Source organism: Pseudomonas sp. Arb-4-2C (genome assembly GCF_055755015.1).
Genome location: NZ_CM146899.1, coordinates 2,322,617 through 2,336,701 on the forward strand (window position 1 = coordinate 2,322,617; position 14,085 = coordinate 2,336,701).

Below are 14,085 nucleotides of genomic sequence, written 5' to 3' on the forward strand. Positions count from 1 at the left end.
CTTTAGTCAGTCGTGAATTCAGCCATTTCGATCTAACCATAGAACAAAATCGAAGCCTGCAAGGGGCCGGTTATGGCGGGTTTATATCGAGGCGCCATTGAGTATTCAAAGGGCGTCGTATCGATCATCAACGGCTTGATCTGCTGATCAATATCCTGCAGTGCACACCCCTGGGTGAGGCGTGAACGGGATCGTTGCGAGGCGATAAGTCGCGATCATTCGAATATGAGGGAAACTTGTGATCATCAAGATTAAAATGAGTTTGTCTCACCAAGGCTTGATCTCGACAATGGCCACCATCAACAAGACATTGGAGTTTTTTGTTATGGCACTGGCCCATTCCCTCGGATTTCCGCGCATCGGTCGCGACCGCGAACTGAAGAAGGCGCAAGAGGCGTTCTGGAAAGGAGAACTGAACGAGGCCGGCCTGCGTGAGGTGGGTCGTGAGCTGCGCAAGGCCCACTGGGACCTGCAGAAAAACGCCGGCATCGAACTGCTGCCGGTGGGCGATTTCGCCTGGTACGACCAGGTGCTCACCCACTCGCTGATGTTCGGCGTGATCCCCGAGCGCTTCCGACCGCACGACGGCAAGGCCGCGCTGCAAACCCTGTTCGGCATGGCCCGTGGCGTCAGCGACAGTTGCTGCGGCGGTGCCCACGCTCAGGAAATGACCAAGTGGTTCGACACCAACTACCACTACCTGGTCCCGGAATTCAGCGCCGATCAGCAGTTTCAGCTTGGCTGGGAACAGTTGTTCGAAGAAGTCGAAGAGGCCCGGGCACTGGGTCACAACGTCAAGCCAGTGATCATCGGGCCGCTGACTTACCTGTGGCTGGGCAAGGCCAAAGGCGCCGAATTCGACAAGCTGGAATTGCTGGATCGTTTGCTGCCGCTGTACGGGCAGATCTTCGCCCGGCTAGCCGCACTCGGTGTTGAGTGGGTACAGGTCAACGAGCCGATTCTGGTACTCGATCTGCCGCAGGACTGGAAGAACGCCTTCGAGCGCGCCTACAACCAGATTCAGCGTGATCCGCTGAAGAAGCTGGTTGCCACCTACTTCGGTGGTCTGGAAGAAAACCTCGGTCTGGCCGCCAATTTGCCGGTCGATGGCCTGCACATTGATCTGGTGCGCGCACCGGAACAGTACCCGACCATCCTTGATCGTCTGCCGGCCTATAAAGTGTTGTCGCTGGGTGTGGTCAATGGTCGTAACGTCTGGCGCTGCGATCTGGAAAGTGCCCTCGTTACCTTGCAGCATGCGCATGAGCGTCTGGGTGATCGTCTGTGGGTCGCGCCATCGTGCTCGCTGCTGCACAGCCCGGTGGACCTTGGCCGCGAAGACCAACTCGATGCCGAACTGAAAAGCTGGCTGGCGTTCGCCGTACAAAAGTGCGAAGAGGTGGCTGTTCTGACGCAAGCGGTCAACCAGCCGGAAGCACCCAACGTGCTGCGCGCATTGACTCAAAGCCGCTCGGTTCAGGCGGCTCGCGCCGCTTCCCCCCGTATTCACAAACCTGCCGTCGAGGCGCGTGTTGCCGCGATCACAGGCAAAGACAGCCAGCGCCAGTCGCCGTTTACCCGGCGCATCGGCAAACAACGCGCCAGGCTCGACTTGCCATTGTTCCCGACGACCACCATCGGTTCGTTTCCGCAGACCGCTTCGATTCGTCTGGCGCGCCAGTCATTCAAGCAGGGCAAGCTGAGCGAAGCCGAATACACCGAAGCCATGTACAGCGAAATCCGCCACGCCGTGGAAATCCAGGAGCAACTGGGGCTCGATGTACTGGTGCATGGTGAAGCCGAACGCAACGACATGGTCGAGTACTTCGCCGAGCAACTGGACGGCTACGTGTTCACTCGTTTCGGCTGGGTGCAGAGCTACGGTTCGCGCTGCGTCAAACCGGCGGTGATCTTTGGCGATCTGAGTCGTCCGAAGGCCATGACTGTGGAGTGGATCCGCTACGCCCAAGGCCTGACCAACAAGGTCATGAAAGGCATGCTGACCGGCCCCGTGACCATGCTGATGTGGTCGTTTCCCCGCGAAGACGTGTCCCGTGAAGTCCAGGCTCGCCAACTGGCGTTGGCGATCCGCGATGAGGTGGTGGATCTGGAAGCCGCCGGGATCAAGATCGTGCAGATCGACGAAGCCGCGTTCCGCGAAGGTTTGCCATTGCGTCGGGCGCAGTGGCAGCACTATCTGGACTGGGCCACCGAAGTATTCCGCCTGTGCGCTTGCGGCGTGCGTGACGAAACCCAGATCCACACTCACATGTGCTACAGCGAGTTCAACGATGTGATCGAGTCCATCGCCGCGATGGACGCCGACGTGATCACCATCGAAACCTCGCGCTCGGACATGGAACTGCTCGATGCTTTCGAAGCCTTCGCCTACCCGAACGAGATCGGCCCGGGCGTCTACGACATCCACTCGCCACGCGTCCCGGATGCCTCGGAAATGGCCAACCTGCTGCGCAAGGCCGCCCAGCGGATTCCGGCAGAGCGGCTGTGGGTCAACCCGGACTGCGGCCTGAAAACCCGTGGCTGGCCGGAGACTGAAGCGGCGCTGGTGCACATGGTCACGGCCGCTCGCCAACTACGCAAAGAACTGGCCTGAAGCCCGGAGCACAATCCCCCTGTGGGAGCGAACCTGCTGGCGAACACGGTGCATCAGCCAAGGATGTGTCGACTGACACTTCGCCTTCGCGAGCAAGCCCGCTCCCACAGGGGACAGTCGGTGGATGGCGGATCTGCGGCTGGCCGGGATCAAGGGTGGGAGTGGGCTTGCTCACGAAGGGGCCGGTTGATTCAGCACGGGTGTTGGCTGATCGGACGCCTTCGCTAGCAAGTCCGCTCCCACTGGGGATAGTTGGTGGATGGCGGATCTGCGGCTGGCCGGGATCAAGGGTGGGAGTGGGCTTGCTCACGAAGGGGCCGTTTGATTCAGCGCGGGTGTTGGCTGATCGGACGCTTTCGCGAGCAGGCTCGCTCCCACAGGGGATAGTTGGTGGATGGCGGATCTGCGGCTGGCCGGGATCAAGGGTGGGAGTGGGCTTGCTCACGAAGGGGCCGGTTGATTCAGCACGGGTGTTGGCTGATCGGACGCCTTCGCTAGCAAGTCCGCTCCCACTGGGGATAGTTGGTGGATGGCGGATCTGCGGCTGGCCGGGATCAAGGGTGGGAGTGGGCTTGCTCACGAAGGGGGCGGTTGATTCAGCACGGGTGTTGGCTGATCGGACGCTTTCGCGAGCAGGCTCGCTCCCACAGGGGATAGTTGGTGGATGGCGGATCTGCGGCTGGCCGGGATCAAGGGTGGGAGTGGGCTTGCTCACGAAGGGTCGGTTGATTCAGCACGGGTGTTGGCTGATCGGACGCTTTCGCGAGCAAGCCCGCTCCCACAGGGAGTTGTGCAGTTTGGCAATTGGGGAGGCGGGCTCACACCGTGTCAGTGGCGGCTCATCAACCCGTGAAGTACGCCTAGGCGCAGCCCGGGTTCCGACGGCACCATCTGCGAAATGCCGAACACCTTGAACGCCGCCAGCATCAGCACCAGCCCGCCCGGGAGGATGCTCTGGCGATGCGGCTGCAAGCCGGCAAGCTTCAATTGCTGGACGTCCTGCACTTTCAGCAGAAGGAGCGACAGGCGCAACAGGCCGCCATAGGTGATGCCGTCCTGGCCGAAGTCGTTGAGCCGATTGGCCTTGAGCACTTTTGCCAGCATGCGTGCGGTGCCTGACGAGCCGATGGTCTGCTGCCAGCCCTGTGCGCGGTAGCGCCGGGCGACTTTCTCGAATTGCAGGATGGCGACACGCTCGGCTTCTTGCAGCGCGCCGGGAGCGATACGTCCGTCGGGAAAATAGCGTGAACCCAGCGTGCCGCTACCAATGGCGATGCTTTCAGTGAGCAGCGGTTGCGTACCCTGGCCCAGAATCAGCTCGGTGGAACCACCACCGATGTCGACCACCAGCCGCAAGTCTTCGGCGCCTGCCAGCGTGTGGGTCACGCCGGCGTACACCAGGCGCGCCTCTTCATGGCCGCAAATGACGTCAATGGGAAAACCCAGATGCCGCTCGGCGCTGGCGAGAAACAATTGCGCATTGTCGGCCTCGCGTACGGCGCTGGTCGCCACCGCTCGAACCCGACCCGCTTCAAAGCCGCGCAGTTTTTTGCCAAACCGTGCCAGCGCCTGCCAGCCACGATCCAGGGCCATCGTGTCCAGTGCACCGCCTTCGAAGCCCTCGGCCAGCCTTACCGGCTCGCGCAAGGTTTTCACCTCCTGAATCACGAAGCCCTTTCGGCTGCGAACCGACTGGCCGATCATCATTCGAAACGCGTTCGAACCCAGGTCGATGGCGGCAAACAGCGAGGCGTCTGATTTCATGGGAGTCCTTGCAAAACGTCCGTCGAAGGCGCAAGACGGTTTGCGAGGATTCTGCCGCTGTCTTGATGACATCCTGATGACGGGGCAGGGGCGGTTCAATGAATTTGCGGTTGTCACGACACTGTCATTATCCGGCGTCTATGCTGAGCCCAATCAATCGCGTGTTCTTAAAGTTTTTGCTGCCTCTTTTGGCAGCTTTTTTTTGCCTGCGATTTGCCAATCCCTGCGCAAGGTTGCAATCGCCGACGGCACTTGGCTAATATACGATCCATATACATTTCGTATCGGATTCGGATATGGGCATCGTAAAGATTTCAGAAGACATGCACGAGAACCTGCGCATCTCCAGCACCGCACTCAGCCGCTCGATCAACGCGCAGGCTGAGCACTGGATGCGCATCGGCATGCTCGCCGAACTGCACCCCAACCTCGACCACAGCGCCATTTGCCGCTTGCTGATCCGCGCCGAACAGAACGGCGGGCTGGATCTGCATCAACTGACTCAGGAAGCCGTCAGCGCATGAGAAACCAGATCAAGATCAACACCCCTGCCGAAATCGCCCAGTCGCGCGCTGCCGGCAAGCTGGCCGCCGAAGTACTGGCGATGCTGGTGCCGCACGTCAAGGCCGGGGTGACTACCGATGAGCTGGATCGGTTGTGCAACGATTACATCGTCAATGTGCAGAAGGCGATTGCGGCCAACGTCGGTTATCACGGCTTCCCGAAAACCGTCTGTGCATCGGTCAACGATGTGGTGTGCCATGGCATTCCCTCGGGCACACCGTTGCAGGACGGCGACATCGTCAACCTCGACATCGCGGTGATCAAGGACGGCTGGTTCGGCGACACCAGTCGCATGTACGTGGTGGGTGAGACGACGCCTGAGGCGCAGCACCTGATCAAGACCACTTACGAGGCGATGTGCGCCGGCATTCGCATGGTGCGCCCGGGCGCGACGCTGGGTGACATCGGCCATGCGATCCAGAGCCTGGCGGAGAAGGAAGGTTTCAGCGTGGTGCGCGAGTACTGCGGCCATGGCATTGGCAAGGTCTATCACGATGAACCGCAGATCCTGCATTACGGTTTTCCCAATCAGGGCATGAAGCTCAAGGCGGGGATGATCTTCACTGTCGAGCCGATGCTCAATGCCGGCAAACGCCATGTGAAGAACATGCCGGACGGCTGGACCGTGCTGACCAAGGACGGCTCGTTGTCGGCGCAGTGGGAGCACATGGTAGCGGTGACGGAGACGGGCTTCGAAGTGCTGACGGCATGGCCGGACGACATTGAAGGTTTCACCCCGATTAGCTGAGTGCCCCAAAGAACGGTGGGAGCGGGCTTGCTCGCGAATGCGGTGCGTCAGTCACTGTTGATGCGAATGACACAGCGCATTCGCGAGCAAGCCCGCTCCCACAAGGGGATTTGTGGTGTTATTGAGACCCTCAGTGAGCGCCGGCCGCTTTGTTGAGGTCGCTTTCAGTCCACTCGGTGTACACGCAGGCATCGGCGGTCGCCCAGCGCACTCGCACCGCATCTGCGGCCTTGAGCGGCATGCCCGCCGCCGACAGCGCCTTCACCGTCATCGAAGTCCCGCCCGAGGTGACCACGCTGCAAGTCTGGCTTTCTCCCAGGAACAGCACTTCCACGACCTTCGCCGACACTTCATTCCAACCCGCTGCCAACGGCTCATCATTTGCCTGTTGCACGCTCAGCGCCAGGGCCTTTTCCGGGCGCACCATCAGCAGCACATCCTGATCGGTGTGCAACCCGGCAGTCAGTCGAATCGACAGCGACTGCCCCTCAAAGCTCGCCGCTGCGTTGCCCTGCGCCTTGAGCTTGAGGAAGTTCGAGTTGCCGAGAAACGATGCGACAAACGCATTCGGCGGGTTCTGGTACAAGTCATAACCGCTGCCCAGACCGACAATCTTGCCGTGACTGAAAATCGCGATGCGCTGTGACAGACGCATGGCTTCTTCCTGATCGTGGGTCACGTAGACGATGGTGATGCCCAGGCGTCGATGCAGCTGGCGCAGTTCGTCCTGCAGATCTTCCCGCAGCTTTTTGTCCAACGCTCCCAGCGGTTCGTCCATCAATAGAATGCGTGGCTCGTAAACCAGCGCCCGGGCAATGGCAACCCGTTGCTGCTGGCCGCCAGAGAGTTGCGAAGGACGGCGGTGAGCGAACTGTTCCAGTTGCACCAGTTTCAACATGGCGTCGACGCGCTTGTCCCGTTCGGCGGCGGCGAGTTTGCGGATCGCCAGCGGGAAGGCGATGTTGTCGCGCACCGACAGATGCGGAAACAGCGAGTAACGCTGGAACACCATGCCGATGTCGCGCTTGTGCGGTGGCACATTGACCAGCGACTGACCGTTGACCAGGATCTCGCCGCTGCTTGGCGTTTCGAATCCGGCGAGCATCGACAGCGTGGTGCTCTTGCCCGAGCCGCTGGAGCCGAGGAACGTCAGGAACTCGCCGTCCTTGATGTCCAGCGAGATATTGTCGACGGCGGCAAAGTCGCCGTAGTGCTTGTTCAGGTTGCGCAGGCTGACCAGGGGTTTGTCGTTCTGCTGGGATGCGTCTTTGATCACGGCACTCATGTCGTACTCCTGGCGCTCAAGCGCTGATTTCGTTGCGCCGGCGCAATGCGGCGGCGATCACCATGACCAAAACAGACAAGCCGATCAGCAGCGTCGAAGCGACGGCGATCACCGGTGTCAGGTCCTGGCGCAGGGTGGTCCACATTTTCACGGGAAGGGTTTGCAGGGTCGGGCTGGCCATCATCACGCTGAGCACCACTTCGTCCCACGAAACCAGAAAGGCGAAGAGGGCGCCGGCGACCATGCCCGGGCGAATCGCCGGGAAGGTCACCTTGAACACCGCTTGCAGGCGCGAGGCGCCGCAGATCACCGCCGCATCCTCAATCGACTGATCGAACAGTTTCAGCGAGTTGATGATCGAGATGATGGTGAACGGCAGCGCGACGATCACATGGCTGACGACGAAGGCGAACATCGTCCCGGTATAACCGAGCTTGAGGAACAGCGCGTACACCGCCACGGCGATGATCACCAGCGGCACGATCATCGGCAGGGTGAACAGGCCGTAGAGTATTTCCCGGCCGGGGAAGCGTCCGCGCACCAGCGCAAAGGCAGTCGGCAAACCGAGGGCCACGGCGCAGATCGTGGTCAATACGGCGACCTTGAGGCTGGCCGCTGCAGCGTTCATCCAGTCGGCATTGGAGAAGAACTGGCCGTACCATTTCAGCGTCCAGCCCGGCGGCGGGAACACCAGCCACTGGGATGAGCCGAACGACAGCAGGACGATGAACACGATCGGCAACAGCAGGAACAGACCGATCAGCCCGGTGGTGGCGTAGAGGCCGAAGCGCATCCGCCGGCTCATGGCATTGGGAGTCAGGAGCATCTCGGCTTACCTCGCGTTGCTGGCGCCAACCGGGGATTCCGGCTGAAGCTTCAGGTAGAAGTAGAACAGCACCAGCGTGATCGCGATCAGCAACGCGGCCCCGGCACTGGCCAGGCCCCAGTTGAGGAACGATTGCACCTGCTGAATGATGAACTCCGGCAGCATCATGTTCTGCGCTCCGCCCAGCAGCGCCGGGGTGACGTAGTAACCGAGCGACATCACGAACACCATCAACCCGCCGGACGCCAGACCCGGCCGGCACAGCGGCAGGAACACCCGGAAGAAGTTGGTCCACGGACTTGCGCCACAGATCGAGCCAGCCTGCAGGATCATCGGGTCGATGGCCTGCATCGTCGCCTGTAACGGCAGCACGATGAACGGGATCATGATGTAGCTCATGCCGATCACCACGCCGGTCAGGTTGTGCACCATTTCCAGCGGCTGATCGATAATGCCCAAGGCCATCAGCGCCTTGTTGATCACACCGGACGCTTGCAGCAATACCAGCCACGAATAGGTGCGGGCGAGCAGGCTGGTCCACATCGACAGCAACACGATGTTGAGGATCCAGCGTCCCCAGCCGCGTGGCACCAGCGTGATTGCCCAGGCCAGCGGAAAGCCCAGCAGCAGGCTGAACAGCGTCACCAGCCCGGCCACCGAAAAGGTGTTGAGCAGGACGCGGGCATACGCTGAGTTGGCGAACAATTGTTCATAGTTGCCAAGGCCCGGGGTCGGTTCCAGCACGCCACGCAACAGCAAGCCAATCAACGGCGCGAGAAAGAACAGGCCGAGGAACAACAGCGCCGGTGCGAGGTTGCCGGCGCCGCGCCAGCGTTGTCTGAGGGACGGGGCTTGCTGCATCGCAACCGCCTGTTTTGCGTGGGCTGAACCGGCAGCGCTGGTAGCGCTCCCGGCGACAGAGGAGGGACGGGACGCAGTGGCCGCCATTTTCATTTGACCAGCCATTCGTTCCACCGTGTCGCGATGGCTTGACCGTTCTTGGCCCAGTACGCGAAATCAAGAGTGATCTGATCCTTAGCGTAGGCAGTCGGCAGGTTCGGGGCCAGTACCGAGTCCAGGCGCGCCACACTGTCGACGTTGACCGGGGCGTAGGCGGTCAGGTTGGAGAAGTCGGCCTGGCCTTTGGCGCTGCTGGCGTTGGCCAGGAACTTCATCGCCGCGTCCTTGTTTTTCGAGCCCTTTGGAATCACCAGAATGTCGGCCATGACCAGGTTCTGTTTCCAGCTCACGCCCACCGGTGCGCCGTCTTCCTGCAGGGCGTGAATCCGGCCGTTCCAGAACTGGCCCATGCTCGCTTCGCCGGACGCCAGCAGTTGCTGCGACTGCGCGCCGCCGCCCCACCAGACGATGTCTTTCTTGATGGTGTCGAGTTTCTTGAAGGCGCGATCCAGGTCCAACGGGTAGAGCTTGTCGGCCGGCACGCCGTCAGCCAGCAGCGCCAGTTCCAGCACGCCGGGGCTTGGCCATTTGTACAGGGCGCGTTTGCCGGGGAAGGTCTTGGTGTCGAACAGCGCGCTCCAGTCCTGCGGCTTGTTGGCGCCGAGCTTGCCCTCGTTGTAGCCGAGGACGAAGGAGAAGAAGAATGAGCCGACGCCGTAGTCGCTGACGAAACGCGGGTCGATCTTATCGCGCTGGATGACTTTGAAATCGAGGGGTTCGAGCAGGCCTTCGGCCGCGGCGCGCAGGGCGAAGTCGGCTTCGACATCAACCACGTCCCACTGCACGTTGCCGCTTTCGACCATGGCTTTGAGTTTGCCGTAGTCGGTCGGGCCGTCCTGCACCACGGTGATGCCGCTGGCCTTGCTGAATGGATCGGCCCAGGCCTGTTTCTGCGCATCCTGGGTGCTACCGCCCCAGCTGACAAAGTTCACACTCTCGGCGGCCATCGCGGCCTGGCCGGTCACGCTCAGCAGTCCCGCAAAAAGGATTGCGGTTGCAGCTTTGTTCAACACCATTTTTACGCCCTCATTGTTGTGTTTTTGAGCGGGCTTGCGTTGTTGCCCGCCTGTCGGGAGCAGTAGCTGGACGGTTTTTCAGGTCGTCCGGTCTATGGAATATCATATTATGGTATTCCAAACTTTGTGCAAGCACTTTGCCTTACCGGCTATCTGGCGAATGTGCTTTTTTGGGGTTGTGAGATGCCGATCTGAAATGCAAAACACTTGTGGGAGGGGGCTTGCTCCCGAATGCGCTTGATCATTCAACATTGATGTCGACTGATACGGAGCCTTCGGGAGCAAGCCCCCTCCCACAGTTGGAATTGTGTTTGGCTTCGGTTATTCAGTGAACGGGATGCTCTCGACCACTTTCAGGTCATACCCGGTCAACCCTGCATACTTGAGCGGCGGGCCGAGGTGCCGAAGCTTGCCTACCCCAAGGTTCTGCAGAATCTGCGCCCCGGTGCCCACCTCTGAATAGATTCGCGATTGCGAGCGGCTGAACTGACGCGGCGGCTGAGTCAGCTGCGGAATGCGCTCCAGCAGCGCCTGGGAAGATTCATGATTGGCCAGCACCACGACCACGCCATGCCCTTCGGCCGCGACCCGTTGCAATGCGGCCCACAACGTCCAGTTCGTCGGCCCGCTGTACTCGGCGCCCACCAGATCGCGCAGCGGATCGATCACATGCACGCGCACCAGCGTCGGCTCTTCACGGCGCAGATCGCCCATGACCATCGCCATGTGCACGCCACCCTCAATGCGATCTTCGAAGGTGATCAAGCGAAAGGTGCCATGCACTGTCGGCAGCTCCCGCTCGCCGATGCGTTCGATGGTGTGTTCGGTGCTCAGGCGATAGTGGATCAGGTCGGCGATGGTGCCGATCTTGATCCCGTGCTTGCGCGCGAACACTTCCAGGTCCGGGCGGCGGGCCATGGTGCCGTCGTCGTTCATCACCTCGACGATCACCGAGGCCGGCGTGAAGCCCGCCAGCCGCGCCAAGTCGCAACCGGCCTCGGTGTGACCGGCACGGGTCAGTACGCCACCTTCCTTGGCGCGCAACGGAAAGATATGGCCGGGCTGCACCAAATCCTCAGCGCGGGCATTTGGCGCCACAGCAGCAGCAACGGTGCAGGCGCGATCGGCGGCGGAGATGCCGGTGGTCACGCCGACCGCCGCCTCGATGGAAACCGTGAACGCGGTACTGAACACGCTGCCATTGCTCGGCACCATTTGCTCCAGCCCCAGTCGCTGGCAATGATCGTCAGTCAACGTCAGGCAAATCAGCCCCCGGGCCTCACGGGCCATGAAACTGATCGCCTCGGGCGTGCAACGGTCGGCGGCCAGCAACAGGTCGCCTTCGTTTTCCCGGTCTTCGTCATCGACCAGCAGCACCATTTTGCCGAGGCGATAATCTTCGATGATTTCTTCGATGCTGTTGAAGGCCATGCTGGACTCTCGATGTGGATGAAATTTGTGGTATACCATAATACAAATTCAACCAAGAGGTCACTATGAAGGCGTACTGGATTGCCCACGTGGATGTCGCGGATGCCGAGCACTACAGCCAATACACCCAGCGCGCGCCGAAAGCGTTCGCCGAGTTCGGCGCGAAGTTTTTAGCCAGAGGCGGGCGCAGCGAAGCAATGGAAGGGCGGGCGACGCCGCAGCGCAGCGTGGTGATTGAATTCGACAGCTACGAGCAGGCAGTGGCGTGCTACCACTCGGCGGCGTATCAGGAAGCGAAGAGCTACCGCGAGGAGTGGGCGAGGGCGGAGATCATCATCGTCGAAGGCATCGCCCCGCTTTAAGCCACACTACAAATCCCTTGTGGGAGCGGGCTTGCTCGCGAATGCGGTCAGTCATTCAACATTTCCAACGACTGACACGACGCCTTCGCGAGCAAGCCCGCTCCCACAGGGGTAGAGCTGATGCTCAGCGCATGAAATGAATCTTGCCGCTGTCGTCATTGCCCATGTAGATCCCATACACCCCGGCCTGGCGTTCCTCGATGTAGCGTTCGAGGATTTGCCGGATCGCCGGGTAGTAGATCTGCTCCCACGGAATGTCCTCGGGGGCGAAGAACTTGTAGTCCAGGGTCTCGGGGCCGAACTGGCCGGTGATTTCCAGCGCGAGGGCGCGGAAGATGATGTAGACCTCGCTGATCTTCGGCACGCTGAAGATCGAGTACGGCGAGACGATTTCCGCGCGTACGCCGCTTTCTTCCCAGACTTCGCGCAGGGCGGCCTGTTCGGTGGTTTCGCCGCTTTCCATGAAGCCGGCCGGCAAGGTCCAGGTGCCCGGGCGCGGGGGAATCGCCCGTTGGCACAAAAGGTATTTGCCGTCCTGCTCGATGATGCAGCCGGCGATGATCTTCGGGTTCACATAGTGAATGTAGCCGCAGCCACGGCACATCAGGCGCTCGTGCGTATCGCCCGGCGGCACTTGCTGACCGAGGTCGGCGCCACCGCATTTCGGGCAAAAGCTCGGGCTGAACATGTCAGTGACCTATGCGTGGTTCTTTCAGCGCGATGGGCAGGGTGATCGGTGGCGTTGCTCCGGTCTCTTCCTGTTTGCGCTTGAGGTAATCGAGGGCCACGGCCGCGGCAGCGCGCACGTGATCGACACAGGCCTGATGCGCCGCCAGCGGATCGCCGCTCTTGATCGCCTCGACCATTTTTTCCATTTCCTGGTTGCTCGCGCCGCGACGGTTTTCCTGGGACACCGACGTCGCCCGCAGGTAGCTGATGCGCGCCTGCAACTGACGCAGTTGAGTCGCCGCGACATGGTTGCCGGAGCCTTCGAGCAGTACGTCGTAGAAACCCTGAACCGAATCGATCACCTGTTGCAGCTCGCCGTCCTTGAGCGCCTTGCGGTTCTCGTCGAGGGCTTTTTCCAGGGCCTTGATGTCTTTGGCCTTGGCGCGCAGGGTGAACAACTGGACGATCAGGCCTTCGAGTACGCAGCGCAGCTCATAGATGTCGACCGCGTCGGCGAGGGTGATGATCGCCACGCGCGGGCCCTTGGCGTCGGCGAACTCCACCAGGCCTTCGGATTCCAGGTGACGCAAGGCTTCGCGAACGGAAGTGCGGCTCACGCCCAGACGATCGCACAGATCGCGTTCGACCAGACGATCGCCTGGCAGAAGCTGGAAGTTCATGATGGCGCTTCGCAGTTTATCCAGCACGATTTCGCGCAGGGTAACGGGGTTGCGATTGACCTTGAAGCTGTCGTCGAGTGGCAGGCGTTTCATGGGGTCCGCTCTTTAAGTTGGCTGTCCATGCCAGACGGGCATTCAAACAGCCGAGGGGTTAACTGGAGGCCTCGGCGTCGGCTTCGGCGAAGGCTTCACGGGCGAGCCGGAAACTGTCCACGGCTGCCGGGACGCCGCAATAAATACCGACCTGAAGCAGAATTTCGCGTATTTGCTCACGACTCAGGCCGTTACGCAAGGCGCCGCGCACATGCAGCTTGAGTTCATGCGGGCGGTTCAACGCGGAGATCATCGCCAGGTTGATCATGCTGCGCTCCTTGAGCGACAGGCCTTCGCGTCCCCAGACATGGCCCCAGCAGTATTCGGTGACCATTTCCTGCAACGGACGGGTGAAGTCGTCGGCGTTCTCGATCGAGCGCTGCACATAGGCTTCGCCCAGCACCTGAGTGCGGATCTTCAGGCCCTTTTCGTACTTCTCGTTACTCATAAATCCTCCAGTCACCACAATTCCCTTGTGGGAGCGGGCTTGCTCGCGAATGCGGTAGCTCATTCAGCATAGAGGTCGACTGACACGACGCCTTCGCGAGCAAGCCCGCTCCCACACTGGGATTTGTGTGAATCTTTCAGGCCAGGGTCGGCAACGGCCCGAGCTTGCCCTTGTGATAAATCATCGGCGTCACCGGTTGCGCCGGCAGAATCAGGTTTTTCACTGCGCCAACAATGATCGCGTGATCGCCGCCGTCATATTCGCGCCACAACTCGCATTCGATGATCGCCGTGGCCTTGGCGAGGATCGGATTACCGAGTTCGCTCAAATGCCACTCGATATTCCTGGCCTTGTCCTTGCCTTTACCAGCGAACGCATAGGCCTCGGCGGTCTGGTCGGCGGACAGCAAATGGATCGCGAACTTCTTGCTGTCGCGCAGTACCGGGTAGGTGTCGGAGGCGTAGTTGGGGCAGAACAGCACCAGCGCCGGATCAATCGACAGCGCACTGAAGGCACTGGCCGTGATGCCGACAATAGCGCCCGCCGGGTCGAGGGTGGTGACCACCGTGACCCCGGACGGAAACGAGCTCATCACATCTTTGTAAATGCCGGGTTCGATCATGTC

14 protein-coding genes are annotated in these 14,085 nt (G+C 60.9%); 4 read left to right on the top strand and 10 right to left on the bottom strand.

The window, feature by feature from the left end:
- Window positions 1-325: 325 nt before the first annotated feature.
- Window positions 326-2,614, top strand: a complete 2,289-nt coding sequence (metE, locus tag AC0J41_RS10370) for a 5-methyltetrahydropteroyltriglutamate--homocysteine S-methyltransferase (RefSeq protein ID WP_473015451.1) — start codon at window positions 326-328, stop codon at window positions 2,612-2,614.
- Between the two features lie 828 nt (window positions 2,615-3,442).
- Here the strand turns inward: metE and AC0J41_RS10375 are convergent.
- Window positions 3,443-4,378 (bottom strand): Ppx/GppA phosphatase family protein, encoded by a 936-nt coding sequence (locus AC0J41_RS10375; protein WP_473015452.1) that lies wholly within the window; start codon window positions 4,376-4,378, stop codon window positions 3,443-3,445.
- Between the two features lie 296 nt (window positions 4,379-4,674).
- Between AC0J41_RS10375 and AC0J41_RS10380 the strand changes: the two genes are divergently transcribed.
- Together AC0J41_RS10380 and map are read left to right on the top strand one after the other, a co-directional pair.
- A complete protein-coding gene (locus AC0J41_RS10380; RefSeq protein WP_025111624.1) occupies window positions 4,675-4,902 on the top strand; it encodes a ParD-like family protein in 228 nt (75 codons plus the stop codon).
- Complete coding sequence (map, locus tag AC0J41_RS10385) at window positions 4,899-5,690, top strand: type I methionyl aminopeptidase (protein WP_025111625.1); 792 nt, start codon at window positions 4,899-4,901, stop codon at window positions 5,688-5,690. The genes AC0J41_RS10380 and map overlap by 4 nt, the downstream gene beginning before the upstream one ends.
- A gap of 130 nt (window positions 5,691-5,820) precedes the next feature.
- Here the strand turns inward: map and AC0J41_RS10390 are convergent, their stop codons facing one another.
- The 5 genes from AC0J41_RS10390 to ribBA all read right to left on the bottom strand — a co-directional run bounded on the left by AC0J41_RS10390 (window position 5,821) and on the right by ribBA (window position 11,208).
- A complete protein-coding gene (locus tag AC0J41_RS10390) occupies window positions 5,821-6,975 on the bottom strand; it encodes an ABC transporter ATP-binding protein (protein WP_473015453.1) in 1,155 nt (384 codons plus the stop codon).
- A gap of 16 nt (window positions 6,976-6,991) precedes the next feature.
- Window positions 6,992-7,801 (bottom strand): ABC transporter permease, encoded by an 810-nt coding sequence (locus tag AC0J41_RS10395; protein WP_473015454.1) that lies wholly within the window; start codon window positions 7,799-7,801, stop codon window positions 6,992-6,994.
- A 6-nt stretch (window positions 7,802-7,807) separates the two neighbouring features.
- Window positions 7,808-8,755: an ABC transporter permease gene (locus AC0J41_RS10400; RefSeq protein ID WP_473015985.1), complete on the bottom strand. Its 948-nt coding sequence runs from the start codon at window positions 8,753-8,755 to the stop codon at window positions 7,808-7,810.
- A complete protein-coding gene (locus AC0J41_RS10405; RefSeq protein WP_473015455.1) occupies window positions 8,752-9,777 on the bottom strand; it encodes an ABC transporter substrate-binding protein in 1,026 nt (341 codons plus the stop codon). Before AC0J41_RS10405 ends, AC0J41_RS10400 begins: the two co-directional genes overlap by 4 nt.
- 321 nt (window positions 9,778-10,098) lie before the next feature.
- A complete protein-coding gene (ribBA, locus tag AC0J41_RS10410) occupies window positions 10,099-11,208 on the bottom strand; it encodes a bifunctional 3,4-dihydroxy-2-butanone-4-phosphate synthase/GTP cyclohydrolase II (RefSeq protein WP_473015456.1) in 1,110 nt (369 codons plus the stop codon).
- 65 nt (window positions 11,209-11,273) lie between these two features.
- On the opposite strand from ribBA, the gene AC0J41_RS10415 reads away from it, so the two are divergent.
- Window positions 11,274-11,570: a DUF1330 domain-containing protein gene (locus AC0J41_RS10415; RefSeq protein WP_473015457.1), complete on the top strand. Its 297-nt coding sequence runs from the start codon at window positions 11,274-11,276 to the stop codon at window positions 11,568-11,570.
- A gap of 124 nt (window positions 11,571-11,694) precedes the next feature.
- Here the strand turns inward: AC0J41_RS10415 and AC0J41_RS10420 are convergent, their stop codons facing one another.
- The 4 genes from AC0J41_RS10420 to AC0J41_RS10435 form a co-directional block, all read right to left on the bottom strand.
- Window positions 11,695-12,258: an NUDIX hydrolase gene (locus tag AC0J41_RS10420; protein WP_473015458.1), complete on the bottom strand. Its 564-nt coding sequence runs from the start codon at window positions 12,256-12,258 to the stop codon at window positions 11,695-11,697.
- Window position 12,259: 1 nt separating this feature from the next.
- The gene (locus AC0J41_RS10425; protein ID WP_011334614.1) at window positions 12,260-13,012 is read right to left on the bottom strand and encodes a GntR family transcriptional regulator; all 753 of its coding nucleotides are present in this window, start codon (window positions 13,010-13,012) and stop codon (window positions 12,260-12,262) included.
- Window positions 13,013-13,070: 58 nt separating this feature from the next.
- Entirely contained in the window at window positions 13,071-13,460 is a 390-nt protein-coding gene (locus AC0J41_RS10430; protein ID WP_007968634.1) for a carboxymuconolactone decarboxylase family protein, read from the bottom strand.
- 136 nt (window positions 13,461-13,596) lie between these two features.
- Window positions 13,597-14,082: a flavin reductase family protein gene (locus AC0J41_RS10435; protein WP_025111637.1), complete on the bottom strand. Its 486-nt coding sequence runs from the start codon at window positions 14,080-14,082 to the stop codon at window positions 13,597-13,599.
- Window positions 14,083-14,085 lie beyond the last annotated feature (3 nt).

Excerpts from the sequence above, each read along its gene's own strand:
- metE (WP_473015451.1), top strand. The coding sequence starts at position 326 with ATGGCACTGGCCCATTCCCTCGGATTTCCGCGCATCGGTCGCGACCGC.
- AC0J41_RS10375 (WP_473015452.1), bottom strand. The coding sequence starts at position 4,378 with ATGAAATCAGACGCCTCGCTGTTTGCCGCCATCGACCTGGGTTCGAAC.
- AC0J41_RS10380 (WP_025111624.1), top strand. The coding sequence starts at position 4,675 with ATGGGCATCGTAAAGATTTCAGAAGACATGCACGAGAACCTGCGCATC.
- map (WP_025111625.1), top strand. The coding sequence starts at position 4,899 with ATGAGAAACCAGATCAAGATCAACACCCCTGCCGAAATCGCCCAGTCG.
- AC0J41_RS10390 (WP_473015453.1), bottom strand. The coding sequence starts at position 6,975 with ATGAGTGCCGTGATCAAAGACGCATCCCAGCAGAACGACAAACCCCTG.
- AC0J41_RS10395 (WP_473015454.1), bottom strand. The coding sequence starts at position 7,801 with ATGCTCCTGACTCCCAATGCCATGAGCCGGCGGATGCGCTTCGGCCTC.
- AC0J41_RS10400 (WP_473015985.1), bottom strand. The coding sequence starts at position 8,755 with ATGAAAATGGCGGCCACTGCGTCCCGTCCCTCCTCTGTCGCCGGGAGC.
- AC0J41_RS10405 (WP_473015455.1), bottom strand. The coding sequence starts at position 9,777 with ATGGTGTTGAACAAAGCTGCAACCGCAATCCTTTTTGCGGGACTGCTG.
- ribBA (WP_473015456.1), bottom strand. The coding sequence starts at position 11,208 with ATGGCCTTCAACAGCATCGAAGAAATCATCGAAGATTATCGCCTCGGC.
- AC0J41_RS10415 (WP_473015457.1), top strand. The coding sequence starts at position 11,274 with ATGAAGGCGTACTGGATTGCCCACGTGGATGTCGCGGATGCCGAGCAC.
- AC0J41_RS10420 (WP_473015458.1), bottom strand. The coding sequence starts at position 12,258 with ATGTTCAGCCCGAGCTTTTGCCCGAAATGCGGTGGCGCCGACCTCGGT.
- AC0J41_RS10425 (WP_011334614.1), bottom strand. The coding sequence starts at position 13,012 with ATGAAACGCCTGCCACTCGACGACAGCTTCAAGGTCAATCGCAACCCC.
- AC0J41_RS10430 (WP_007968634.1), bottom strand. The coding sequence starts at position 13,460 with ATGAGTAACGAGAAGTACGAAAAGGGCCTGAAGATCCGCACTCAGGTG.
- AC0J41_RS10435 (WP_025111637.1), bottom strand. The coding sequence starts at position 14,082 with ATGATCGAACCCGGCATTTACAAAGATGTGATGAGCTCGTTTCCGTCC.